Genomic DNA, 25220 nt, shown 5'->3' with positions numbered 1-25220 from the left:
AGTGCCACACGGAGGTTCACCCGATGACTATTCCGATTCCCGCTGAAACACCCGATCCGAACATCGACAAACCGACCCTGCCCGAAACCGAACCGCAACCGATCCCTGAACAGGAGCCGCCTGGCACCACGCCACCGCCCAAGGAAGAACCGCCGACGACCATGCCGCCGGTAATCGTCTGATCAGCGTAGGTCGTTGTGGTCTTTCTCGATGCGGTCCTTCTCGATGTGATCCTTTTCGAAGACCCTGACGATCCGCGGCATGACACTGAAGATCCCCAACGCGAGCAACGTACTGAGCACCGCCGTCGCCTCGCGGCCCAGACCGGCCGCGACGCCGATGGCGGCGGTCATCCACAAACCGGCGGCGGTGGTCAGGCCCTTGACGTGGCCTTCGTCGCCTTCGTGGTTCTTGAGGATGGTGCCGGCGCCGAGAAAGCCGATCCCGGCAATCACGCCCTGCACCACCCGGCTCATGGCATCGGCCTGGGATCCGGACAATTGCGGTACCAGCACGAACAACGCCGCGCCAAGGGCTACCAGCATGTGCGTTCGCACCCCGGCAGCCTTGCCCTTGTGCTCGCGCTCAAACCCGAGAATCCCGCCCAATATGGCCGCCATCAACAGGCGCACGGTGATCCGGGTCAGCTGCGACGCATCGCCGATGTCGGCGAATTCCGCTTGCAGGGTTTCCCACACTTCATGCCACCAGGCGTTCATCGTCCAGTCCTTGTTATGAGTTGATAAAGGATGGACAGCGCCGACCATTAATCGGTTGCGTAGAACGATCTGCAGAACCGCGCACCCTAACGATTCAGACTCCCGTGAAAAAAGGACAACCCCATGCCCCTTCGTATCGATGAAAGCAATCCGGAATCGAAAGTCTGTTTTTTCACCGTTGAAAACGGTGAGGAAATCCGGATCTGCGACACGCTGGAAGTCAGGACCGATAGCGAAAAAGCCATGTCGTTCGTCGAAGTGGAAGGACGGCGCATCTACGTCACCGAGGCCGAAGCTGATGCGTTGACCGTCGCAGGCGCCCGGGATGGGCGCAAACACCTGAAGGCCGACGACAGTGATTCGGTGATTTGACTGACCTCGATCAACAACCGGCGCAGGCGTCTGGGATAGGCATTTGCGCCTTGGCCTGCGGGCTGCTTCAAGTTGTCGCAGGCGTGGCAGAACAGCCCATCTGATACGCTTTTTATTGAAATAGCTGAGTCTGTTATGCAAACAGATCGGCGCTCATAGTTCCCTGGCCTGATGGAGGCTGATGAGCGAACGACCATGAGCGAACGAATCCCCGTCCGAACCGTAGAAGCATCTCCCCGGATAAAAAAAGTACCGGCGCGCCCAATGAAGGCGAAACACGCCACCAGCGACAATCAGATTTTCACCCGCAGCTTCACCGGCCTGTTCCGCACCTTGCGCATGAGTGGTGCGGGGTTTCTGTTCCTGTTGTTTTTCGGCACGGTGTGGCTGAACTGGGGCGGTCGTCAGGCAGTGCTCTGGGACCTTTCCGAAAGCAAATTCCACATCTTTGGCGCGACGTTCTGGCCGCAGGATTTCATTCTGCTCTCGGCGCTGCTGATCATCGCCGCGTTCGGCCTGTTCGCGATTACCGTGTTCGCCGGCCGGGTCTGGTGTGGCTACACCTGCCCGCAGAGTTCGTGGACGTGGATCTTCATGTGGTGCGAGAAGATCACCGAAGGCGAGCGCAACCAGCGGATCAAGTTGCAGGCGGCGCCCTGGAGCTTGAACAAACTGGCGCGGCGTGCGGCCAAGCACACGCTGTGGCTGGCGATCAGTGTGCTGACCGGTCTGACCTTCGTCGGCTACTTCACCCCGATCCGGCCGCTGGCCGAAGAACTGCTGACCCTGCAGATCGGCGGTGTCAGCTTGTTCTGGGTGCTGTTCTTTACCGCCGCCACCTACATCAATGCCGGCTGGCTGCGTGAAGCGGTGTGCATGCACATGTGCCCGTATGCGCGGTTCCAGAGCGTGATGTTCGACAAGGACACCCTGACCATTTCCTACGACGCCGCCCGTGGCGAAAACCGGGGCCCGCGCAAACGCGAGGTGAAACCGGCCGAAGCCGGCCTCGGCGATTGCATCGACTGCCAGTTGTGCGTGCAGGTCTGCCCGACCGGCATCGACATCCGCGACGGCCTGCAAATGGAATGCATCGGTTGCGCGGCGTGCATCGATGCCTGCGACTCGATCATGGACAAGATGAATTACGCCCGTGGCCTGATTCGCTATACCTCCGAGCGCGAGTTGCAGGGTGGCAAGACCCATCTGCTGCGTCCGCGCCTGATAGGCTACGTCGCGGTGCTGGTGGTGATGATCGGCGCCCTCGCCCTGGCATTGGTGGAACGACCAATGGTGTCGCTGGACGTGACCAAGGACCGTGGTCTGTTCCGTGAAAACGGTCTGGGCCAGATCGAGAACATCTACACCCTCAAGGTCATCAACAAAACCCAGCAGCGCCAGGATTACAACCTGACGCTGGTGGACGGTGAAGGCTTCGAGCTGCAAGGCAAGACCGAACTGAGCCTGGCGCCGGGCGAGATCGTCGATGTGCCGGTGTCGGTGGCGATGACCTCCGAACGCCCGGCCAGCAGCTCGCAGACCTTGAGCTTCAAGATTGCCGACAGTGATGAGCCCGAGATTTACAGCGTGGCGAAGAGCCGGTTTGTTGCGCCGATGAATCGGTGAGCCGTTAGAATCTCCCCCCTCACCCCAGCCCTCTCCCCCGAGGGGGCGAGGGGGAAAGGGAGCAAATCTCAGTTGCTTGCAAACCCGAGTTCGACTCCGGACTTTCAAGTCGGCGTAACTCGAACAAACAACTCGTTCAGTCCCCTCTCCCTCCGGGAGAGGGCTAGGGTGAGGGGGCTTTTCCCTGACACTCTACACATTCAACCAGCACCAAGGCCCCCGATGAAACGCTACGAAAAATTCGCCGACGACATCGCTGAACTGATCCGCTCCGGCGTCCTCGGCCCCGGTCAGCGGGTGCCATCGGTGCGCTACGCGAGCCAGACTTACGGCGTCAGCCCGTCCACGGTATTCCAGGCCTATTACCTGCTGGAACGTCGCGGGCTGATTCGTGCCCGCCCGCGCTCCGGCTACTTCGTCAACACCCACGCCCCGAGCCCGTTCTCGGAGCCGGTGATCAGCAGCCAGGTCAACGAGTCCACCGAGGTCGACGTCAGCGAGCTGGTGTTCTCGGTGCTCGAATCGATCAAAGACCCAAGCACCGTGCCGTTCGGCTCGGCGTTCCCCAGCCCGACCCTGTTCCCGCTGCAACGCCTGTCCCGCTCACTGGCCAGCGCCGCCCGGGAGATGGACCCGCGCATGGTGGTCACCGACATGTCGCCGGGCAATCCGCAACTGCGCCGGCAGATCGCCCTGCGCTACATGGTGGGCGGCCTGATGCTGCCGATGGAAGAACTGCTCATCACCAACGGCGCCCTCGAAGCACTGAACCTGTGCCTGCAAGCCGTGACCGAACCCGGTGATCTGGTGGCCATCGAAGCCCCGGCGTTTTACGCCAGCCTGCAAGTACTCGAACGCCTGAAGCTCAAAGCCGTGGAAATCCCTGTGCACCCGCGCGACGGCATCGACCTCGGCGTGCTTGCCCAGACACTGGAACGGCACCCGATCAAGGCCTGCTGGTGCATGACCAGTTTCCAGAACCCGATGGGCGCGACCATGCCCGAGGCCAAGAAACAGGAACTGGTGGAACTGCTGAAACAGCATCAGGTGCCGCTGATCGAAGACGACGTCTACGCCGAACTCTATTACGGCCAGCAGGCGCCGAAACCCGCCAAAGCCTTCGACACCGAAGGGCTGGTGATGCACTGCGGCTCGTTCGCCAAGAGCCTGGCCCCCGGCTACCGAATCGGCTGGGTCGCCGCCGGCCGCTACGCACAGAAAATCGAACGACTGAAACTGATGACCTCGCTGTGCGCCTCGATGCCGGCACAAGCGGCCATCGCCGACTACCTGCAACACGGCGGCTACGACCGTCACCTGCGCAAACTGCGCTACGCCCTGGAAGAACAGCAAAGCGCCATGCTCGCGGCCATCGCCCGCTACTTCCCGGCGCAGACACGCGTGAGCCAACCCGCCGGCGGTTATTTTCTGTGGCTGGAACTGCCACCGCAGATGGATTCGTTGAAGTTGTTTCAGATGGCGTTGGCGCAGGGCATCAGCATTGCGCCGGGGCCGATTTTTTCGCCGACCCAGCGCTTCAGGAATTGCATTCGATTGAACTACGGCAGCCCGTGGACCGAGGATGCGGAGAAGGCGATGGAGACGTTGGGGCGGATTGTGCGGTCGTTCTGAAAGACCGCTGATCGTTCCCACGCAACCAGTTCAACGCCTAGACGATGATCGTTCCCACGCTCTGCGTGGGAATGCCTCAAGGGACGCTCCGCGTTCCAGCTCTGGAAGGGACGCGGAGCGTCCCGGGCTGCATTCCCACGCAGAGCGTGGGAACGATCAGTGGGGGTTTAGCGGCCGCCGCCGAGATCGACGAAAGTCCCGGTGGCATACGAAGCCTTGTCCGACAGCAACCAGACAATCGCCTCCGCCACTTCATCCGGCCGCCCGCCCCGGGCCATCGGAATCGCGGACTCCAGCTTGCTGACCCGATCCGGGTCGCCGCTCAAGGCGTGGAAGTCGGTATAGATGTAACCCGGACGCACCGCATTCACCCGAATCCCCTCGCCCGCCACTTCCTTGGACAGCCCGATGGTGAACGTATCCAGCGCGCCTTTGGACGCCGCGTAATCGACATATTCATTCGGCGAGCCCAGCCGCGCGGCAACCGAGGAGACGTTGACGATGCTGCCACCCTGCCCGCCGTGTTTGGGCGACATGCGCAGAATCGCGTGCTTGGCGCAGAGGATCGGCGCCAGCACATTGGTTTTCATGATTTTGAGAATGCGGAATTCGGACATTTCGTCGACCCGGGATTTTTGCCCCACGGTGCCGGCGTTGTTGACCAGGGCGGTGACGCGGCCCAGTTCGGTGTCGACCCGGTGAAACAGCGCAATCACTTCGTCTTCGATACTGACGTCGGCACGCACGGCGATGGCTGTGGCGCCGCGCTCACGCACCTGGTCCAGCACGTGGTGAGCGGCCTGTTCGTCGGTCTGGTAATTGATGCAGATCCGATAGCCTTGCTCGGCAGCCAACAGCGCGGTGGCGGCGCCGATTCCACGACCACCGCCGGTGATCACAATGACTTTATCCATGCTGGCCTTTCCCCCGATGCACACGTAACAGTCGGGGCAAGAATAACCGTCATTGCAGGGTTTTGCATGACCTGCGATTAGCGGCTCAGCTCACCGCCAATTGTTTGCCGCGCACGATGTCCTGCAGGAAGCGATCCGCCGGCATCGGGTGACCGAGCAGATAACCCTGCAGCGAATCGCAGCCCAGTTGCGTCAGGAAATCCTGCTGCGAATCGGTTTCCACGCCTTCAGCCACGATGCGCAGCCCCAGCGCCTGACCGAGGGCGACGATCGCCGAGACGATGGCCGCGTCATCGCTGTCGTGTTCCAGATCGCGGACGAAACCGCGATCGATCTTCAGCTCGTTGGCCGGCAGACGCTTGAGGTACATCAGGCTCGAATAACCGGTGCCGAAGTCGTCGATGGACAGGTCGACGCCCATGTCGGACAGTTCCTGCAACACCGTCATGCTCGCATCGGCGTCACTCATGGCGGTGGTTTCGGTGATTTCCAGGGTCAGGCTGTTGGCCGGTAAATGGTGGGTGGCCAGGGCCTTGGCCACGCTGCTTACCAGCCCTGCATGGCAGAACTGCAACGCCGACAGGTTCACCGCAATTCGCCAGTCGGTGTAGCCCAGCACGTACCACTCGCGCATCTGCCGGCAGGCCTCATTGAGCACCCACTCGCCAATCGGAATGATCAGCCCGGTCTTCTCCGCCAGATCGATGAACTTGTCCGGCATCAGCATGCCCTGGGTCGGATGTTCCCAGCGCAACAAGGCTTCGGCACCGACCGGACGACCGTCGGCCGCATGAAATTTGGGTTGGTAATGCAGGCTGAACTCGCCATGCTCCAGCGCCGCCCGCAAGTCCTGCAGCAATTGCAGTTGCTTGCGCGCGTTGCTGTTCATCGAAACGTCGAAGAAGCTGTAACCGTTCTTGCCGCCGCCCTTGGCGTGGTACATCGCGGCGTCAGCATTCATCAGCAGTTCCTGGGCGCTCTCCCCGTTGCCGGGGTACAGGGCAATGCCGACGCTGGCGGAAATCTGCAACTCATGCTCGGCGACCCGGAACGACCGGGCGATCAAGCCGACCTGACGCGCCGCCAGACCCAGCGCATCGTTGGGTTCGGTCAGGCGCACCAGCAGGACAAACTCATCGCCACCGATCCGCGCCAGCGTGTCGAGGCTGCGCAAATCTTCGCGCAGACGCACCGCCACTTCGCGCAGCAACTGATCGCCCATGTGGTGACCGAAAGCGTCGTTGACCGGTTTGAAGCCGTCCAGATCGATGAACATCAGCGCAAAACAGCCACCCTGCTCGTTGACCTTTTTCATCGCCTGATTGATCCGGTCATCCAGCAGCATGCGGTTCGGCAGGCCGGTCAGGGTGTCGTGCAACGCCAGTTGGGTGAGTTCGCGGTTGGCCACGGTCAACGAATGGGCCAGATCAGCCGTACGGGCTTCGAGGCGGGCGTCGAGAATCGAGGTCAGCAGCGCGATGGCCAGCACCGCCAGCGTGGTGATCAGTACCAGATTGTCGAGGCCGTTGCCGTTCAGACCGCTGAGTGCCGCGCCGCAGAAACTGCCGTCGGGAAACCGCGCCGCCGCCATGCCGGTGTAGTGCATGCCGACAATTGCCACGCCCATGACAATCGCCGCCCCGGCCCGAAACAGCCGCACGTAAGGCGAATGCTGACGCAGGCGAAAGGCGATCCACAGCGCTGCCGCCGAAGCGCCGACAGCGATCAGCAACGAGGCGCCGAACAGTGTCGGATCGTAGTCGATGCCCGGCTGCATGCGCATCGCGGCCATGCCGGTGTAATGCATGGCGCTGATGCCGGCGCCCATGATCAACGCGCCAAAGGCCAGTTGCCAGGCCGGCAGTTTCGGCTGACTGACCAGCCACAGGGCAAAACCGCAGGACAGCACAGCGATCAGCAATGAAAGCGCCGTGATCGAAATGTCGTAACCGAGGCTGATCGGCAGCTTGAACGCCAGCATGCCAATGAAGTGCATCGACCAGACGCCGATGCCCATGGCAAACGCTCCGCCGGCCGTCCATAAATGCACGGCGCGGCCCTTGGCAGTGGCAATGCGCCCGGTGAGATCGAGCGCGGTGTAGGAAGCGAGGATCGCCACACACAGCGAAATGAAAACCAGCGTGAAGGAGTAGCTACCGATGAGCATGGGAATTCTCGTGACCACCCCGCCGTACTGCGTCCGTTCTCCGCGGGGCCAAATGCGCCGATTGTACTGATTGCGCAGAAGAACGCACTGACAAAGTAATCAAATGGCCATCAACCCGATGAAACGCTTGTTTGATCGTCTGACAAGGCTCTAGCCCGGTCGCCAGGACACAGAACAGATCGTTCCCGTTAAAGCGACAGATCGTTCCCACGCTCTGCGTGGGAATGCCTCAATGGACGCTCTGCGTCCTGCCATGGAAGGGACGCGGAGCGTCCCGGGCTGCATTCCCACGCGGAGCGTGGGAACGATCAACGTGAGAACGACCGGCGTGGGAACGATCAATGAGGCTAGCGGTTATCAGTGGTTTCCAGCTCCCCGTCCCAGCCACCGCCCAGCGCCGCGATCAACTGCACACTGGCAATCAAACGGCTCTGCAGGATATTCAGGACAGTGCGTTCATTACTCAACGCCGTGGCCTGCACCGTCACCACATCGAGATAAGCAATCACCCCGGCCTTGTACTGGTTTTCGGTCAGACGCAACGAATCCCGTGCCGCATCGAGGGCTTCCTGGCGCACGACCGCTTCGTCTTCGTACACCTTCAACTGCACCAGATAGTTTTCCACCTCGCGGAAACCGTCGAGCACGGTCTGGCGGTATTTGGCCACGGTCTGGTCGTACACCGCTTCGGTGCGGTCGACTTCGGCCGAACGGATGCCGCCGTCGAACAGCGGCAAGGTCATTTTCGGCCCGACCGACCAGAAGCGGTTTGGCAGGCTGATCAGGTTCTGCGAGGTACTGCTGCTGTAGCCGCCGCTCATGCTCAGGCTGAAGTCGGGGTAATACGCGGCCTTGGCCACGCCGATGTTGGCGTTGGCGGCGATCACCGAGCGCTCCGCCGAGGCGATGTCCGGACGGCGCTCGAGCAACTGCGACGGCAGGCTCAGCGGAATTTGCGGCAGCTTGGGAATGTCCTGGGTCTCGGCAATATTGAATTCGGCCGGCGGCTGGCCGGTCAGTACCGCGATGGCATTTTCGAACTGCGCCCGTTGCCAGATCAGGTCCACCAGATCACCCTGAGTGGTTTTCAGCTGGGTCTGCGCCTGCGCCACCGCGTCCCGCCCGGAAACCCCGGCGTTGTACTGGTTCATGGTCATTTTCAGCGAGCGCTCGTAAGCGGCCACTGTCGATTCGAGCAGACGTTTCTGCTGATCGATCACCCGCAATTGCAGGTAGTTCTGCACCAGCTCGGATTGCTGGCTCAAACGCATCGCCGCCAGATCGGCATAGCTCGCCTGGGCGCTAGCCTCATTGGCTTCCAGGCCGCGACGCAACTTGCCCCAGACATCCGCTTCCCAACTCACGCCCAGTTGCGCGTTGTAGGTGTCACGAATACCGCTGGAGGAACTGCTCAGGCTTGAACTGCTGCTACCGGTACCCTGACTGGAACGGGTCTTGCCGGCACTCAGATCAATACTCGGATAAAACGCTCCGCGCGCACTGCGCACCAACGCCTGGGCCTGACGGTACTGGGCCTCGGACTGGGCGACGGTCTGGTTGGAGCTGTTGAGTTTCTCGATCAGCTCGTTGAGCTGACGGTCGCCATACAGCTCCCACCAGGCGCCGCGTGCCAGGGAATCGCTCGGGTTGGCCTGACGCCAGCCTTCGGCTTCCTTGTACTGGGCGATTTCGGCGGTCTGCGGGCGCTGGTAGTCCGGGCCGACGGCGCAGGCACTGAGCATCGCCACGCACAGCGACAGGCTCAGCAGGCGCGAGCCGCGGACAGTGGCCAGATTGATAAGCGAACGGTCAGTCATAGCGGAGTTTCCAGAGCGGCATCGGTGCGCACGCCACGCCATTTGTTGAAACGATGGCGCAACTTGTCGAGATAGAGGTAAACCACAGGCGTGGTGTAAAGGGTCAGCACCTGGCTGAAAATCAGCCCGCCGATAATGGTCAGGCCCAGCGGCTGGCGCATTTCCGCGCCTTCGGCCCGGCTGAGCAGCAACGGCAAGGCGCCGAGGATCGCCGCCAGCGTGGTCATCAGGATCGGCCGCAAACGTTGCAGACAGGCGCTGCGGATCGACTCCAGCGGCGCCATGCCTTGATGACGTTCCAGTTGCAGCGCCAGGTCGATCATCAGGATCGCGTTCTTCTTCACCACGCCGATCAGCAGGAACAGCCCGAGCAGCGAGATCAGGCTGAACTCGCCGCCCAGCACATAGATCGACAGCAAGGCACCGACCCCGGCCGAAGGCAGCGTCGACAGAATCGTCAGCGGATGAATGTAGCTTTCATACAGCACGCCCAGCACCAGATACACCGCCAGCAGCGCACCGAGGATCATGAACGGCTGGCTCTTCTGGGTAGCGGCGAAGGCATCGGCGGTGCCGGCCATTTTCACGATCACGTCTTCCGGCAGACCGAGCTTGGCAATCGCCCGTTCGATGGCGGCACTGCCCTGCTCCACCGTCACGCCTTCGGCCATGTCGAAGGAAATGCTCTCGGAGGCGAACTGGCCTTCATGGCTGACCCGGTCGTCTTCCAGGCTGTTTTCATAGTGAGCGAAGGTCGACAGCGGAATCCGCGCGCCGTCGGCGGTGATCACCTGAACCTGCTTGAGCGTCACCGGATCCTGGGCATATTTCGGATTGACCTCCATCACCACCTGATACTGGTTGAGGCTGTCGTAGATCGTGGAAATCTGCCGCTGGCTGTAGGCGTTATTGAGCACCGCCGTGACCATTTCCATGTCCACGCCCAGGCGCTTGGCCTGATCGCGGTCGACGATCAATGTCACCTGCTGCGCACCCGCGCCTTCGCGGGCATCGATGGCGGTCAGCTCGGGCAAGGCCCGCAACGCGGTGACCACTTTCGGGTACCACTCGCGCAACTCGCCCAGATCACCGCTTTGCAGAATGTAGCTGTACTGCGAAGTGGTCTGCTCGCGACCGCCGCCGAACTGCAGGTCCTGGTCGGCCATCAGCATCAGTTGAGCGCCGGCCACCTTGGGCATTTCCTTGCGCAGACGCTCAATGACCTTCTGCGCCGAGATATTGCGCTCCTTGATCGGTTTCAGGCGTACCAGCATGAAGGCGTTGTTGGTGCCGTTGGTGCCACCGATGAACCCGGCCACGCTTTCTACCGCGTCGTCCTTGAGCACGGCGCGGCGGAAGGTCTCCATTTTCGGCTGCATCACACTGAACGACAGACCGTCGTCACCGCGCACGAAACCGATCAACTGGCCGGTGTCCTGCTGCGGCATGAAGGTTTTCGGCACCACCACATAGAGGGCGACGTTCACCCCGACGGTGATGATCAGGCTCAGCAATGTCAGGCGCCGGTGGCGCAACACCCAGTCGAGGCTGGTGGCGTACTTGCCGACCATCCAGTCGTTGGTGCGGCGACTCCAGCGTTGCAGGCGGTTTTCCTCGCCCGGCGTATGGGGTTTGAGCCAGCGGGCGCAGAGCATCGGGGTCAGCGTCAGGGAAACCACCAGCGACACCACGATGGCCGCGGCCAGGGTGATGGAAAATTCGCGGAACAGGCTTTCGATGATCCCGCCCATGAACAGGATCGACAGGAACACCGCCACCAGCGAGACGTTCATCGACAGCAAGGTAAACCCGACTTCCTTGGCCCCGAGGTACGCGGCCTTCATCGGTTTGACGCCTTCGTCGATGTGCCGGGAAATGTTCTCCAGCACCACGATGGCGTCGTCCACCACCAGCCCGGTGGCGAGAATCAGCGCCATCAGCGACAGGTTGTTCAGCGAGAAGCCGTAGAGGTACATCACCGCAAAGGTGCCGACCAGCGACACCGGCACCGCCAACGTCGGAATCAGGGACGCACGGAAATTGCCGAGAAACAGGAACACCACCAGAATCACCAGCGCCACGGCGATCAGCAGGGTCATTTCCGCTTCGTGCAGGGTGGCCTTGATCACCGGCGAGCGATCCATCGCCAGGTTCAGTTTGACGCTGGCCGGCAGCACCGCCTGCAACGCCGGCAACTGCGCCTTGATCTCGTTGACCGTCTCGATGATGTTGGCGCCGGCCTGGCGGTTGATCACCAGCAACACAGCCGCGTCGTCGTTGAAGAAACCGCTGTTGTAGCGGTCTTCCACGCCGTCGCTGACCTTGGCCACGTCTTTCAGACGCAGGGCCGCGCCGCCGTTGTAGTGGATGATCAGCGATTCGTAATCCTTGGCTTTCTCCAACTGGTCGTTGGCCTGGATCTGCCACAGGCGCTGGTCGTCTTCGACCGAGCCCTTGGGCCGACGCACGTTCGCTTCGGCGATGGTCTTGCGCACATCGTCCAGCGCCACGCCGTACTGGTTCAGTGCCTGGGGCTCGAGTTCGATGCGCACCGCCGGCAAAGAGCTGCCGCCGATCTGCACTTCACCGACGCCCTGCACCTGGGACAGACTCTGGGACAGGATGGTCGACGCCAGGTCATAGAGCTGGCCTTTTTCCAGCACGTCCGAGGTCAGCGACAGCACCATGATCGGTGCCTGCGACGGGTTGACCTTCTTGTAGGTCGGCATGCTGCGCATCCCGCTCGGCAGCAGGTTGCGCGAGGCATTGATCGCCGCCTGCACTTCGCGCGCCGCGCCGTTGATGTCGCGGTCGAGATCAAATTGCAGGATGACCCGGGTCGAGCCCTGGCTGGAGCGGCTGCTCATGGTGTTGACGCCGGCGATGGCGCCGAACGAGCGCTCCAGCGGCGTGGCCACGGTGGACGCCATGACCTCCGGACTGGCGCCGGGCAGGCTGGCCTGCACCACGATCACCGGGAAGTCCATTTGCGGCAGCGGCGACACCGGCAGCAGGCCGAAGCTCACACTGCCCAGCAGCATGATCGCCAATGAAAGCAGCATGGTTGCCACGGGGCGCTTGATGAAAGGACCCGAAAGATTCATAGGTGGCAACCACTAGCGGCAAGCTGCAAGCCGCAAGCTAAAAACCTGTTCCGAGTCCGCTTTTCTCTTGCAGCTCGAAGCTTGACGCTTGCAGCTGTATTCACGTCGCCCTTCACGCAACCTCTCCTGTGCCGGACTTCGCCCAACGCCGTCCCAACCGATCAAAAGCCAGGTAAATCACGGGCGTCGTGAATAAGGTCAGCACCTGACTCACCAGCAACCCGCCGACCATCACCAGACCCAGCGGCTGACGCAATTCAGCGCCGGAACCGGTGGCCAGCATCAACGGCACCGCACCAAACAGCGCAGCCAGCGTCGTCATCAGAATCGGCCGGAAGCGCAACAGCGCCGCCTGATAAATCGCCTGCTCCGGCGCCATGCCCTGAGTGCGTTCGGCGTCGAGGGCGAAGTCGATCATCATGATCGCGTTCTTCTTCACGATACCGATCAGCAGGATGATGCCGATGATCGCGATCATCCCCAGATCATTGCCGCTGAGCAGCAACGCCAGCAACGCCCCCACCGCCGCCGACGGCAAGGTCGACAGAATGGTGATCGGGTGAATGTAGCTCTCGTAAAGCACGCCGAGCACGATGTACATGGTCACCACCGCCGCCAGAATCAGCAGCAAGGTGCTCGACAGCGACGCCTGGAACGCTTCAGCCGCGCCCTGGAACTGGGTCTGCACGCCGATCGGCATGCCGATGTCCTTCTGCACCTGCTCGATGATGTCCACCGCATGCCCCAGCGCCACGCCGGGCGCGAGGTTGAACGACATCATCACCGCCGGGAACTGGCCGATGTGGGTAATCGCCAGTTGCGCCTGCCGCTCTTCGACGTGGGCCAGACTCGACAACCGCACCTGCCCGCCATCGGTGGTCTTGACGTGAATCTGATCCAGCGCCTGCGGGCCAATCTTCTCTCCGGCCTGAGCCTGCAGCACCACGCGGTACTGGCTGGCCTGGGTGTAGATGGTCGAGATCTGCCGCTGGCCGAACGCGTCGTACAGCGCGTCGGTGATATTCGAGACCGACACACCCAGCCGTGAAGCGGCGTCGCGGTCGATGACCAGGAACACCTGCAAACCCTTGTCCTGCAAGTCGCTGGCGACGTCGGTCAGTTCCGGGCGCTGGGCCAGGGCCTCGACCAGACGGCCGCTCCACAGGCTGAGCAATTCGGAATCCGGCGACGACATGCTGAACTGGTACTGAGTACGGCTGACGCGGTCTTCGATAGTCAGGTCCTGCACCGGCTGCATGAACAGACGGATGCCGACAAGCTTGTCCAACTGCGGTTGCAGGCGGGCAATCACTTCGGTCGCCGTCAGATCACGCTGGCCGTGGGGCTTGAGGTTGATCAGCAACCGACCGCTGTTGAGCGTGGCGTTGTCGCCGTCGACCCCAATGTAGGACGACAGGCTTTCTACCGCCGGATCTTCCAGAATCACCTTGGCCAGCGCCTGCTGACGCTCGCCCATCGCTGCGAAGGAAATCGACTGCGGTGCTTCGGAAATACCCTGGATCACCCCGGTGTCCTGCACAGGAAAGAAGCCCTTGGGCACCACCATATAAAGGAACACGGTCAGGGCCAGCGTGCCGATGGCCACCAGCAGGGTCAGCGGCTGGTGCTTGAGCACCCACTGCAACTTGCGGCCGTAAGCGGCGATCATCCAGTCGATGAACGCACCACTGGCGCGGTAGAAACGGCCCTGCTCATGTGCTTCCGGCTCACGCTTGAGCAGACGCGCGCACATCATCGGCGTCAGGGTCAGCGAGACCACCAGGGAAATCAGGATCGCTACCGCCAGGGTGATGGCGAATTCGCGGAACAACCGCCCCACGACGTCGGCCATGAACAGCAGCGGAATCAGTACCGCGATCAGCGACAGGGTCAGGGAAATCAGGGTGAAACCGATCTGCTTCGCGCCCTTGAGCGCAGCCTGCATCGGACTGTCGCCCTCCTCGATGAAACGCGCGATGTTTTCCAGCATCACGATCGCATCGTCGACCACGAAACCGGTGGCGATGGTCAGTGCCATCAGCGTCAGGTTGTTGACCGAGAAGCCGGCGAGGTACATCACGCCGAACGTACCGATCAGCGACAGCGGCACGGCCACCGACGGAATGATGGTGGCACTGGCGCGCCGCAGGAACAGGAACGTCACCATCACCACCAGCGCGATGGCGATCAGCAGTTCATGTTGCACGTCGGTGACCGAGGCACGGATGGTCTGGGTGCGGTCGGTCAGCACGACTACGTCGAGACCGGCCGGCAGGTTGTCGGTGATGCTCGGCAGCAGTGCCTTGATCCGGTCGACTACTTCGATCACGTTGGCGCCCGGTTGACGCTGGATGTTCAGCAGAACGGCCTGATTCTGGTTGGCCCATGCCGCCAGACGCTCGTTCTCGGCGCCGTCGACAATCTGCGCGACATCCTTGAGCCGCAGCGGCGCACCGTTGGCGTAGGCCAGGATCAGGTTGGCGTAATCCTTGGGCGACGTCAGCTGGTCGTTGGCGTCGAGCATCGACACCCGGGTCGGGCCGTCGAAGTTGCCCTTGGGCTGGTTGACGTTGGACGCACTGATCAGCGTGCGCACGTCCGACAGATTCAGGCCATTGGCCGCTAGGGCCTCGGGATTGACCTTGATCCGCACCGCCTGACGCTGGCCGCCGGCAATGCTGACCATGCCGACGCCGCTGATCTGGGCGATCTTCTGCGCCATGCGCGTGTCGACCAGGTCATTGAGTTTGGGCAGCAACATGGTTTTCGAGGTGATGGCCAGGGTCAGCACCGGGGTGTCCGCCGGGTTGACCTTGTTGTACACCGGCGGCGCCGGCAAGTCGGTCGGCAACAGGTTGGTCGCGGCGTTGATCGCGGCCTGCACCTGCTGTTCGGCGACGTCCATGTTGATGTCGAGGCTGAAACGCAGGGTCAGCACCGAGGCACCGCCGGAACTGGTCGAGGCCATTTGCGTCAGGCCCGGCATCTGCCCGAACTGACGCTCCAGCGGCGCGGTGACGGCACTGGTCATGACGTCCGGGCTGGCGCCCGGATACAAAGTCATGACCCGGATGGTCGGGTAATCGACCTGCGGCAAGGCCGAAACCGGCAGCAGGCGATAGGCGATCAGACCGGCCAGCACGATGGCCAGCATGCTCAGCGTGGTGGCGACCGGGCGGAGGATGAACAGACGCGAAATGTTCATGCGCCCTTCTTGGCCTTGTCGGTGACGGTGGCGTCAGGCGCAGTGGCGGCGGACTTGCCTTGCAGGTGCTCGGTCGGGGTGGTCGGCACATCCTTGCTGTCGTTGACCACTTCCACTTCGCTGCCTTCCTTCAGACGGTCGGTGCCTTCCAGCACCACCCGGTCGCCGGCGGCAAGACCTTCGGTGACCACCGTGTTTTCGCCGTCGCTGGCACCGATCTTCAATTGGCGGATGGTGACTTTCTTGTCGCCGTCCAGCGCGTAAACGAAGGTGCCGTTGGTGCCGAACTGGATGGCGGCGGACGGCGCCAGCACCACCCCTTTCAAGGTGTCGGCCAGCAGGTGAACGTTGACGAACTGGTTGGGGAACAGCGACTGATCGCGGTTCTCGTAGCGCGCCTTGAATTTCAGGGTACCGGTGGTCACGTCGATCTGGTTGTCGAGGCTTTGCAGCACACCGGTGGCTTGCAGTTTGGTGTCGCCACGATCCCAGGCCTCCGCCGGCAGTTTGGCGCCGCTGCGGTAGCGGGCGAGCACGGTTTCCAGGCTGTTTTCCGGCAGGGTGAAGGCGACGCTGATCGGTTGGGTCTGGGTGATCACCGCCAGGGAGGTCGTGTCGTTGGCCGCCACGAGGTTGCCGACGTCAAGCTGACGCAGGCCGACGCGACCGGCAATCGGTGCGCGGATCTTGGTGAATTCGAGATTGAGCTTGGCGTCGTTGACCGCCGCCTGATTGGTTTTCACGGTGCCGAGGTATTGGCCGACCAGCGCTTCGGCGGTGTCCAGCGTCTGCTTGGCGATGCTGTCTTCCTTGTACAGGCCGCGATAGCGCTCGACATCGACCTGGGCGTTCTTCAACTGCGCCTGATTCTGCAGCAAGGTGCCTTCCGCCTGGAGCAAGGCGTTCTGGTACGGACGCGGGTCGATCTCCGCCAGCAGGTCACCGGCCTTGACCATTTGCCCTTCCTCGAAATAAATCTTCACCAGTTCGCCACCGACCCGACTGCGCACATTGATAGTGTTGAGCGCCGTCACCGTGCCCAGGGCCTTGTAGTACAGCGGGAAGTCCCCGGTGACCGCCGGCGCCACGCGTACCGGAATCGGCCCGGCCGCGCCGCCGAAGCCCGGACGCATCATCCCCGAACGGCCGGTATGGCCGGCCTGCGCCTTCTCGCCGCCCTCCTTGTGGGTCGAACCGGCGGGCCAGAATTTCCAGCACAGACCGGCAATGACCAGCAGGACAAGCAGGCTCAACAGCCAGCGACGGGAGTTTCGGGAAGACGATTGCATGGAGTGATTAACCATTGGGCGCGTGGGCTTCTTTTACGGGAGGCTGAACGATAAGCACTGGTGGGGATTTAGCAAAGCAGCTTTACCGGCAATTTACCTTCCACTTACGTTTCAAGGTGTGAGGCAAAACACTGATACACAAATGAAAACGGCCTGGACAGAGCCAGGCCGTTAACAATTGTAAAAGCGCTTACTTGAGAACGGACAGCGCCGCTTCGTAGTCAGGCTCTTCTGCAATTTCCTTGACCAGTTCGCTGTGCAGGACGTTGTCGTTTTCGTCCAGTACAACCACCGCACGGGCGGTCAGGCCTTTCAGCGGGCCGTCAGCGATGGCCACGCCGTAGTTCTCGAGGAACTCGGTGCCGCGCAGGGTCGACAGGTTTTGTACGTTTTCCAGGCCTTCGGCGCCGCAGAAGCGCGCCTGGGCGAACGGCAGGTCAGCCGAGATGCACAGCACAACAGTGTTGCTGATGTCGTTGGCCTGAGCGTTGAACTTGCGCACGGAGGTGGCGCAGGTCGGGGTGTCGACGCTTGGGAAGATGTTCAGCACTTTGCGCTTGCCGGCGAAGTCTTTCAGGGTGACGTCGGACAGATTGCCGGCTACCAGGGAAAAGGCTGGCGCCTTGGAACCGGCTTGTGGCAGTTGGCCGTTGACTTGAACCGGGTTGCCTTTGAGCGTGACTTGAGCCATGAACGGAGTCCTTCTTAACGTTGTTGGGAAAGCATGCAAGAGGCGGAAGTTAACCACGAAATTGTCCGACGACCTATGCCTGGACTGAAATTGTCATGTGCTGGCACGCAAAACTGGATACACATTCTCCAGTAGCCCCACATCCCCGCTCTCAAAGAGGGTGATGCTTGTTAAAACGCAAGTCTGCGTCTTTTCTTTAACGACCTGTCGATTCAGACCCCGGCCGTTCGACTAAGCCATGAATCCCTCACTTACCTGCGGAGAAACACCATGCGCTTCATGATCATTGTCAAAGCCAGCCACGACTCCGAAGCCGGCGTGATGCCCAGCGAGCAATTGTTGACGGACATGGGCAACTACAACGAGGAACTGGCCAAGGCCGGCATTCTGGTTTCTGCCGACGGCCTTCACCCCAGCAGCAAAGGCGCCCGTGTGCGCTTCAGCGGTGAAAACCGCAGCGTGATCGACGGCCCGTTTGCCGAGACCAAAGAGCTGATCGCCGGTTACTGGATCTGGGACGTCAAGTCCAAAGAGGAAGCCATCGAGTGGGTCAAGCGCTGCCCGAATCCCATGCCGGGCACTGAATCGGAAATCGAGATTCGCCAAGTGTTCAGCGCGGAAGATTTCGGCGCCGAGTTCACCCCGGAACTGCGCGAGCAGGAAGAACGCATACGCGAGCAAGCCAAAAAACACTGAAGCCCCGAATCGAGCACGTCAGCATTTTCCGTAAGGCCGGTGACGACTGAGCGAGACACGGGGACTTTTCGGCGCGAAACAGGTAGGGTGCGCAACATCACAATGCCACCACTGGATCGCGTCGCGTTTTTTATGGAGTTGTCATCGCAATGAGTTGCTGGACCGTCCTTGGCCTGTTGGCCGACGCCGATGTGCGCACGATCAAACGCCAATATGCCGTCCTGCTCAAACAGACCCGCCCCGACGACGACCCCGAGGGTTTCCAGCGGCTGCGCGATGCCTATGAGCAGGCCCTGGCGTACAAGGAATGGCAGCAGTATCACGAGAAGAATCAGGATGAAGAGCAGGAACAGGGTATTGAAGAATCCTGGGACCTGAGCGGCCTGACCGTGGTCGAGGTCGATGCTCTGCAACTGGCGACCCGTTCGCTGGATGGACTCAGCGTTGAAGAGCTGAATCATCGCCATGCCGTCACCCTTGAACAGGGTTGCGCGCATTTCTTCGAAGACACGGTGCTGCATCATTGCATTGAACACCCTGAGACTTCGCAGACGCTGGTGGACTGGGCCATTCCGACCTTCTTCTGGTTCAGCGCCTGGCAACGCCTCGAGCTGGACGAGATATCGATCGACCTGTTGCTGGATCAACAACGCTCGCGTATTGCGCAACCGATGCGTGATGCCCTCGAACGGGAAGACGTCGACGGATTTCTCCAGGCCTATGCCCGCTGCGCGGATTTCAACTGGCTGGCGATTGAACAACATCGGCAATGGTTCGACCGTGCCCTGAGCCATTTGCTGCTGGATGCGCCGGTCTGGTCTCCCGAGATTTTCGAACGGGTGCGCGCCGGTCAGGGCTGGCACGGCTGCACCGGAAATCCCTGCCCTGACGGCGAATGGCAACGCCTGCTGGCTCGCCAGAATGCGCCGCTTTTCCTGGCTCACCAGCAACAACTGGCCACGGAGCCCGCCGTCACCCCCGAACACCGCGCCGCCCGCCTGCTGCTGGGCACCGGCTCGTTCAGCGCCCGCCGCGCACTGGCCCGACGCCTGAGCGAAGACGACTGGGCGCAGTGTCGCAAGTTGAGTTCCGAGTTGTACGCCAATCACCCCAAGGTCTGCGCGCAGATGCCCGGCGGCACGGCGTTTTTCTGGCAAAGCTGGGAACTGAGCTTCAGTGACTGGCCGACGTATGTGGGCGTGGTGCTGGCCTGCCTGATCGGCGCGTTCACCCATTACATTCCGTTGGGCGTTCGGCTCAGCGGGCTGATCAATATCGTCATGATCTCGACCGTGGTGTTTGGCGTGATCGTGGCCGGGCTCAATTGGCTGGTGCACAACCTCGCCCATCGCGTATGGCGACTGGATGACCGGCTCAGTGCAATCCTTTGCCCCGGATCTCTCAAAGACTCGCCGCCGTTCGGCGTGCTGCGCGACCTGGTGCCCGGCGCGTTGATGGTGGCCGGGCTCGGCTGGTTTTTCGGCCCGATTGCCGGCGGGGTGTACGCCGCGACCCTGGCGACCTTCGGACTGGTGCGCCGCTGGCAGTCCAGGCCCCGGGTTTCCTGGGAAGAGAGCCGTCCGGCCATGAAAGTCGGCGTGACGATCCTCGGAATTCTGGTGCTGTCCCTCGTGCTCGGCGTATTCAAAGTGGTCGCCAGCCAAGGCACGGTCAATCGCAATCAGGGTCTGCAACCCTGGACCGAACGCCTGTGCAGCCGCTTGCCGGCCACCACCGTCGAATGCAGCGCACCGGCCACCGTTGAACAGTGGTACGGCAAGGAGGCGCGCCCATGACCACCAGAGTGATGTTTTGCGTCGGGATCTTCTTCGCGCTGGTGATCATGGGGCTGACGGGCGCGATCCGGCCTTTCCTCCAGCTCGATCTCTGGCTGGACGGGCGCGATGCGCCGGTCACCGCTCAGGCCAATGCCCTGAGCCCGGTGATTGCCTGCGTCAACCGGATCGACGTGCAATGGCGAGCGGCCTACGACCGCTACAAGAACCCTCAACCGCCCGTGCCTCGCGACCAGCTCTGGTTGAAGAGCCTCAAGGATTTCGACGACAGCGACGCGTTCAATGTGCGAGACATTCAGCGCGATGTCTGCGGTCAGGGCCTCACGGAAAAACTCGATCTTCTGGCGTGGCAGCCTGAACTGGCGCGACAGGCCAACGAGTACGTCCGGGCGCTGAGTCACGTTACGACCACCATTGCACCCACGCGGTTTTACCGGGAGGCGAGTTTCACCTCCGGGTCGCAACAGCCCTCCCCTGGAGAACTGGCTGCGATCGAGCGCGTTTCACAGGAGTACATCGACGCCTCGACGGCTCTGCGGCAAAGCCTGCTGCCGCTCGACGCTGCGCAGCGTCCCGAACAGCTCAAGCTGATCGAGGCTCGTCTGGGCAGGGACATTCACTGGGACTTGCTGGCGTACATGATTCAGGCGCGGGAGACTGTCGACGTGCTCGACGAAGCGATGAAAAACCGCACTCTGACCCCAAAATTGCTGGCCGACACCACCGCGAAGTTGCAACAGGCGTGGAACCGTCGCGAACCCTGGCTCGCACCGCGCACGGGTGGATTCCAGAACAAGACCGATGCCGCACGGGATCTGTGGCTGCGCATCGGCGAGCCGGGGCAAGACTATCTCGAGGCGTTGAACACCCTGCAAGCAGACTGGCACAACCACGCTAAGCCCGAACGTTTGAGCGAGGACTACTACGCCGTGACCCGCAGTTACGACGGTTTGCTCAGCCATTACAACCGACTGGCGCGCGCCAGTTTCTGACGCAGTGCACACGCCGGATCGCCCTCAGGGGCGACCCGGCGTGCCGGTCCTACTTGGCCTTGAGCTTGAGGTAGGACTGATGCAGGTCCGACGCCCAGCCATCAATCACGCTTTTCACGTCATCGGCCTTCATCACCTGCGAATCGTTTTCCAGCGGTTTGCCGGTGCCCTTGCGCACCACCTGCGCCGCCACCTTGTTGGTGCCGCCATCGAGGAACACCGCTTCGGTCGCCAGGGTGGTTTCCTGATCGCGAATGCCACTGGCGGTGCTGACCGCTGCCGCCACCAATGCCACCGGAATCACCTCATAAGCATGGAGGCCTTCGGTCTTGCTGCTGACGGCGGTGATGGCCGCGCGCACCACAATCACACCCGGCCCGGGGCCTGAGGCCAGCGGCAAGGATTTACCCAGTTCACGCTTGAGCGCCTGATCGTAGTAGCTGGTGATGCCGTTGAGGGTCTGCTGCGGAATCTTCACGGTGGGTTGCGGTTTGGGATAGAGCTGGGTCGGTTCGACGTAGAAGCTGGTGAATTTGCCGATGTCGACTTTCGGGTCAATCCAGCGCATCACTTCAGCCCCCGACGGGGATTTGGCCTCCCTCAGCTGGCTGTAGTCCTTGAGGAAGCCTGAGTACTCGTCGGGTGCGACGGTTTTGCTGGAGCAGCCCACCACGCCCAGCGTGGCAATGCACAGGGTGCTCATCATTACGGCTAGCTTCATGCTGTAACTCCTGTCGGAAGGCCGAATTTATTGCGTCGGGGGAGTTACAGGTATAGCTAAATTCGCGCCGTTTGCGATCAGAAACCCCAACATTGCGCAACGTCGGGTCCGGACCTTTGAAAGGTCCGGACCATCACAGGCGCTCAAGGCTTTCTTCTACCAGCTCGAAGTCTCTCCGCTGCGCAACGCCATCTCCCGTCGACTGTTCGCCCGCATCGCCTTGATCAGCGACACCGTGCCCACCAGCAAAATCGCCGCACCGAACAGAAAATCAATGTTGTACAGCTGGAAATCCTGCACCGGCCCCACAAGCACCGTGCGCACCACACCGATTCCGACCAGCGTGGCGAGGAAGTCGATCCCCGGCTCATCGCGGTAGAACACCAGCAGCAACGGCAGGCACAGCACCAGCAGCATCAACAGCACCACAACCTTGAACGAGCCCTTGCGCTCGACGCTGAACGCGCATTCGTGGGGGCCGTAGGCCTTGTAGTCCTCGTCGCGGATCATCGAGTTTTTCTCGTTGATGTAGTCGGCGCGGTTGTACTTCTGGATCGGCGTGAAGGTGTTGGACATCTCCATCAGCGTGGTGATGTTCTTGAAGCGCAGGTCGATGCGCTCGCTACCCTTGAGGTAATACAGGACTGGCTTGTAGCCGTAGCGATAGGTGTCGAAAGGAAACTCGGTGACCCGGCCCTGGACGCTGATCGGCCGCGATTCGAGTTCGGCGAAGGCGCTCTTGTCGGTCGAGGCGAGGTTGCGGCTCAGGGGCAGGACTTTCACCTGTTCGAGGAAGATCGGCGTGACGCCGAACGACCACTGCAACGGTTCCAGGCGCAGACGCAGTTCGTTGCGGCCCAGGTCATAGCGGTTGAAGGTGCGTTCGGAGACCACCACTGCGCCGCTGAGCATGAACTCGCCGCGCAGGTTGTTGGTGATGCGCAGGGTCAGTTGATCCTTGCCCAGCAACGCCGCTTCGGTGTTCGGCGGCGTGCCGCACCAGGCGGTGCTTTCGCCGACGCCACCGAGATGACCGCCACGGTTTTCGTTGAACACATAGATGTAACCGGCCCACAGCGTCACCATCAGCAGCAACGCGGTGATGCCCAGAATTTTTTTGCCCGGACTCACTGATCAGACTCCCTTCTTCGTTCCGTCGTCCAGCCGAAAACCCGCTGGCGACGGGGACTCTACCAAAAGGCCACCATCGACCCAAGGAAAAATCCCCGATTCATCAGGGTTCTAAGGGTTTCCCCTGCATCACCGGCGCCGGAACAACGGTCGCGGTTCGATCACCGAGCGCCCGTACAACACGCTCATCCCGGCCAGTCCCTTGAGTGCATCCTCGGCGGATTTGTCCTCGCGCACGGCGAAGCTGTCGAAACCGCACTGGCGCATGTGGCTGAGCTGGTCGCGCAGTACATCGCCGATGGCGCGCAACTCGCCTTTCCAGCCGAAACGGCTGCGCAGCAGATAGGCCTGGCTGTAGGCGCGACCGTCGCGAAAGCTCGGGAAGTCGAGGGCGATCAGTGGCAACGAGCTCAGCCACGGCAGCAGGCTTTCGACGCCGTCGTCCGGGCCGAGCCAGACCGCATGGGTCGAGGGTGATTCGAGCCAGTGGGCCAGCGGCAGAATCAACATCCCGGCGCTGGGCTCTGTTTCAGGCGAGCGAATCAGCGTCCATGGATCATCCCGCACGATGCGCGCCCCGCTCGCCTCCATCCGCAGCAGATTATTCATGCCGGCACCTCCAGCGCTTTCGGATAAACCCGCTCCTTGAACGGCTCCAGGCCGATGCGCGCCACGGTATCGACGAACAGTTCTTCGGCCTCGCGATAACGCACGAAGGTGCCGATGATCCGTTCGATCACCTGCGGTACTTCGGCAGCGCTGAACGACGGGCCGATCACTTTGCCCAGCGCACTGTTCTTGCCCTGAGCCCCGCCAAGGGTGATCTGATACCACTCGCTGCCGTTTTTATCGACGCCGAGAATCCCGATGTTGCCGATGTGGTGATGGCCGCAGGCGTTCATGCAGCCGGAAATGTTCAGGCTGATGTCCCCAAGATCGTGCAGGTAATCGAGGTTGTCGAACCGCGCCTGAATCGCTTGGGCAATCGGGATCGATTTGGCATTGGCCAGCGCACAGAAATCACCGCCGGGGCAGGCGATGATGTCGGTCAGCAGGCCGACGTTGGCGACGCCCAGCCCCTGCTCTTTCGCCAATTGCCACAGCGTGTACAGATTGGACTTGGGCACATCCGGCAGGACGATATTCTGTTCGTGGGCGATGCGGATTTCGCCGAAACCGAAACGCTTCGACCAGTCGGCCACGGCCAGCATCTGCGCATCGGTGACGTCCCCCGGCGGCGAGGCCAGGCCCGGTTTGGTCGACAGCACCACGCTGGTGTAGCCCGGCACTTTGTGCGGCTGCACGTTGCGCGCGACCCAACGGGCGAACGCCGGGTTGTCGGCCAGGTGCGTGCCGTAATCCAGATCGGTGTCCGCCAGCGTGCGATAGCTCGGCGGCACGAAGGCACTGGCGACGCGCTGGTATTCATCTTCGGTCAACTGCGCGGGGCCGTCCTTGAGGTGTTGCCATTCCTCTTCGACTTCCTTGGCGAACGCCTCGATGCCCAGCGCCTTGACCAGAATCTTGATCCGCGCCTTGTACTTGTTGTCGCGGCGACCATGGCGGTTGTAAACCCGCAGCACCGCCTCGACGTAGGACAGCAAGTGCTGCCACGGCAGGCCATCACGGATCTGCAGACCAAGGATCGGCGTGCGCCCCAACCCGCCGCCGACGATCACTCGCAGCAGCATTTGCCCGTCACGGCCGGGGTAAAGGTAGAGACCGATGTCGTGCATCATGATTGCCGCGCGATCCTGCTTCGCCGAGCAGATGGCGATCTTGAACTTGCGCGGCAGGAACAGGAATTCCGGGTTGATCGTCGACCATTGCCGCAGGATTTCCGCCAGCGGACGCGGGTCGATCAGTTCGTCCGCCGCGACCCCGGCGAAGGCTTCGGTGGTGATGTTGCGCACGCAGTTGCCCGAGGTCTGGATCGCATGCATGTTGACCTGCGCCAAGCGCTCGAGGATGTCCGGCACTTCGTGCAGTTCGATCCAGTTGAACTGCATATTCTGCCGGGTGGTGAAGTGGCCGTAACCACGGTCATAGTCCCGGGCGATGCTTGCCAGTGTGCGCATCTGTTCGGCGCTCAGCGTGCCGTAAGGAATGGCCACCCGCAGCATGTACGCGTGCTTTTGCATGTACAGGCCGTTTTGCAGGCGCAGCGGCAGGAATTCCTCTTCGCTCAACTCCCCGGCCATGAAGCGCTCGACCTGATCGCGAAACTGCGCAACGCGCTCGAACACCAGCGCCCGGTCGTAATCATCGTATTGATACATGCAACTGCCACCTCATCAGGAGTTTCCCACAGTTTTGTAAAAGCACTATGACGTTGCAGCGCAGCCGGT

Annotated in this window: 19 protein-coding genes; 7 read left to right on the top strand and 12 right to left on the bottom strand. The window is 61.7% G+C overall.

What is annotated here, in order from left to right:
- The first annotated feature begins 23 nt into the window (after positions 1-23).
- Positions 24-182 (top strand): hypothetical protein, encoded by a 159-nt coding sequence (locus ACEN93_RS01625; RefSeq protein WP_165369575.1) that lies wholly within the window; start codon positions 24-26, stop codon positions 180-182.
- On the opposite strand, the gene ACEN93_RS01620 is transcribed toward ACEN93_RS01625, so the two are convergent.
- Entirely contained in the window at positions 183-719 is a 537-nt protein-coding gene (locus tag ACEN93_RS01620; RefSeq protein ID WP_039768121.1) for an MgtC/SapB family protein, read from the bottom strand.
- A gap of 123 nt (positions 720-842) precedes the next feature.
- Here ACEN93_RS01620 and ACEN93_RS01615 point away from each other — a divergent pair, with 123 nt between their 5' ends.
- The 3 genes from ACEN93_RS01615 to mapR all read left to right on the top strand — a co-directional run bounded on the left by ACEN93_RS01615 (position 843) and on the right by mapR (position 4349).
- Positions 843-1091 (top strand): DUF3203 family protein, encoded by a 249-nt coding sequence (locus tag ACEN93_RS01615; RefSeq protein ID WP_007952135.1) that lies wholly within the window; start codon positions 843-845, stop codon positions 1089-1091.
- A 195-nt stretch (positions 1092-1286) separates the two neighbouring features.
- Positions 1287-2717, top strand: coding sequence for a cytochrome c oxidase accessory protein CcoG (gene ccoG, locus ACEN93_RS01610; RefSeq protein ID WP_495610942.1), 1431 nt, complete (start codon positions 1287-1289; stop codon positions 2715-2717).
- A 222-nt stretch (positions 2718-2939) separates the two neighbouring features.
- The gene (mapR, locus tag ACEN93_RS01605; protein ID WP_103387326.1) at positions 2940-4349 is read left to right on the top strand and encodes a GntR family transcriptional regulator MpaR; all 1410 of its coding nucleotides are present in this window, start codon (positions 2940-2942) and stop codon (positions 4347-4349) included.
- 167 nt (positions 4350-4516) lie between these two features.
- Here mapR and ACEN93_RS01600 read toward each other — a convergent pair whose 3' ends face one another.
- The 7 genes from ACEN93_RS01600 to tpx form a co-directional block, all read right to left on the bottom strand.
- The gene (locus ACEN93_RS01600; RefSeq protein ID WP_039772394.1) at positions 4517-5263 is read right to left on the bottom strand and encodes an SDR family oxidoreductase; all 747 of its coding nucleotides are present in this window, start codon (positions 5261-5263) and stop codon (positions 4517-4519) included.
- A gap of 85 nt (positions 5264-5348) precedes the next feature.
- Positions 5349-7430 (bottom strand): putative bifunctional diguanylate cyclase/phosphodiesterase, encoded by a 2082-nt coding sequence (locus ACEN93_RS01595; protein WP_103387328.1) that lies wholly within the window; start codon positions 7428-7430, stop codon positions 5349-5351.
- A gap of 347 nt (positions 7431-7777) precedes the next feature.
- The gene (locus ACEN93_RS01590; protein WP_039772389.1) at positions 7778-9247 is read right to left on the bottom strand and encodes an efflux transporter outer membrane subunit; all 1470 of its coding nucleotides are present in this window, start codon (positions 9245-9247) and stop codon (positions 7778-7780) included.
- Positions 9244-12351: an efflux RND transporter permease subunit gene (locus ACEN93_RS01585; RefSeq protein ID WP_495610941.1), complete on the bottom strand. Its 3108-nt coding sequence runs from the start codon at positions 12349-12351 to the stop codon at positions 9244-9246. Before ACEN93_RS01585 ends, ACEN93_RS01590 begins: the two co-directional genes overlap by 4 nt.
- 112 nt (positions 12352-12463) lie before the next feature.
- Positions 12464-15556, bottom strand: coding sequence for an MdtB/MuxB family multidrug efflux RND transporter permease subunit (locus ACEN93_RS01580; protein WP_039772386.1), 3093 nt, complete (start codon positions 15554-15556; stop codon positions 12464-12466).
- The gene (locus tag ACEN93_RS01575) at positions 15553-16860 is read right to left on the bottom strand and encodes an MdtA/MuxA family multidrug efflux RND transporter periplasmic adaptor subunit (protein WP_103387330.1); all 1308 of its coding nucleotides are present in this window, start codon (positions 16858-16860) and stop codon (positions 15553-15555) included. Before ACEN93_RS01575 ends, ACEN93_RS01580 begins: the two co-directional genes overlap by 4 nt.
- A gap of 175 nt (positions 16861-17035) precedes the next feature.
- Positions 17036-17536 (bottom strand): thiol peroxidase, encoded by a 501-nt coding sequence (gene tpx / locus ACEN93_RS01570; protein WP_074690905.1) that lies wholly within the window; start codon positions 17534-17536, stop codon positions 17036-17038.
- Positions 17537-17806: 270 nt separating this feature from the next.
- Between tpx and ACEN93_RS01565 the strand changes: the two genes are divergently transcribed.
- From ACEN93_RS01565 to ACEN93_RS01555, 3 genes are all read left to right on the top strand, one after another.
- Positions 17807-18232 carry a YciI family protein gene (locus ACEN93_RS01565; RefSeq protein ID WP_074690904.1) on the top strand — a complete coding sequence of 142 codons (426 nt, stop codon included), beginning with the start codon at positions 17807-17809 and terminating at the stop codon, positions 18230-18232.
- 149 nt (positions 18233-18381) lie between these two features.
- A complete protein-coding gene (locus ACEN93_RS01560; RefSeq protein ID WP_495610940.1) occupies positions 18382-20028 on the top strand; it encodes a J domain-containing protein in 1647 nt (548 codons plus the stop codon).
- Complete coding sequence (locus ACEN93_RS01555; protein WP_495610939.1) at positions 20025-21020, top strand: DUF3829 domain-containing protein; 996 nt, start codon at positions 20025-20027, stop codon at positions 21018-21020. The genes ACEN93_RS01560 and ACEN93_RS01555 overlap by 4 nt, the downstream gene beginning before the upstream one ends.
- A 49-nt stretch (positions 21021-21069) precedes the next feature.
- Here ACEN93_RS01555 and ACEN93_RS01550 read toward each other — a convergent pair whose 3' ends face one another.
- The 4 genes from ACEN93_RS01550 to ACEN93_RS01535 all read right to left on the bottom strand — a co-directional run bounded on the left by ACEN93_RS01550 (position 21070) and on the right by ACEN93_RS01535 (position 25151).
- Complete coding sequence (locus ACEN93_RS01550; RefSeq protein WP_011333935.1) at positions 21070-21741, bottom strand: DUF3313 domain-containing protein; 672 nt, start codon at positions 21739-21741, stop codon at positions 21070-21072.
- Positions 21742-21897: 156 nt separating this feature from the next.
- Positions 21898-22872: a hypothetical protein gene (locus ACEN93_RS01545; RefSeq protein ID WP_103387333.1), complete on the bottom strand. Its 975-nt coding sequence runs from the start codon at positions 22870-22872 to the stop codon at positions 21898-21900.
- A 129-nt stretch (positions 22873-23001) separates the two neighbouring features.
- The gene (locus tag ACEN93_RS01540) at positions 23002-23481 is read right to left on the bottom strand and encodes a DUF934 domain-containing protein (protein WP_495610938.1); all 480 of its coding nucleotides are present in this window, start codon (positions 23479-23481) and stop codon (positions 23002-23004) included.
- Complete coding sequence (locus ACEN93_RS01535) at positions 23478-25151, bottom strand: nitrite/sulfite reductase (RefSeq protein ID WP_495610937.1); 1674 nt, start codon at positions 25149-25151, stop codon at positions 23478-23480. Before ACEN93_RS01535 ends, ACEN93_RS01540 begins: the two co-directional genes overlap by 4 nt.
- Positions 25152-25220: the final 69 nt, after the last annotated feature.

Source organism: Pseudomonas sp. Pseusp21 (assembly GCF_059492145.1).
The sequence above is the reverse complement of the archived record's forward strand: the minus strand, read 5'-3'. Positions and strand labels throughout refer to the sequence as shown.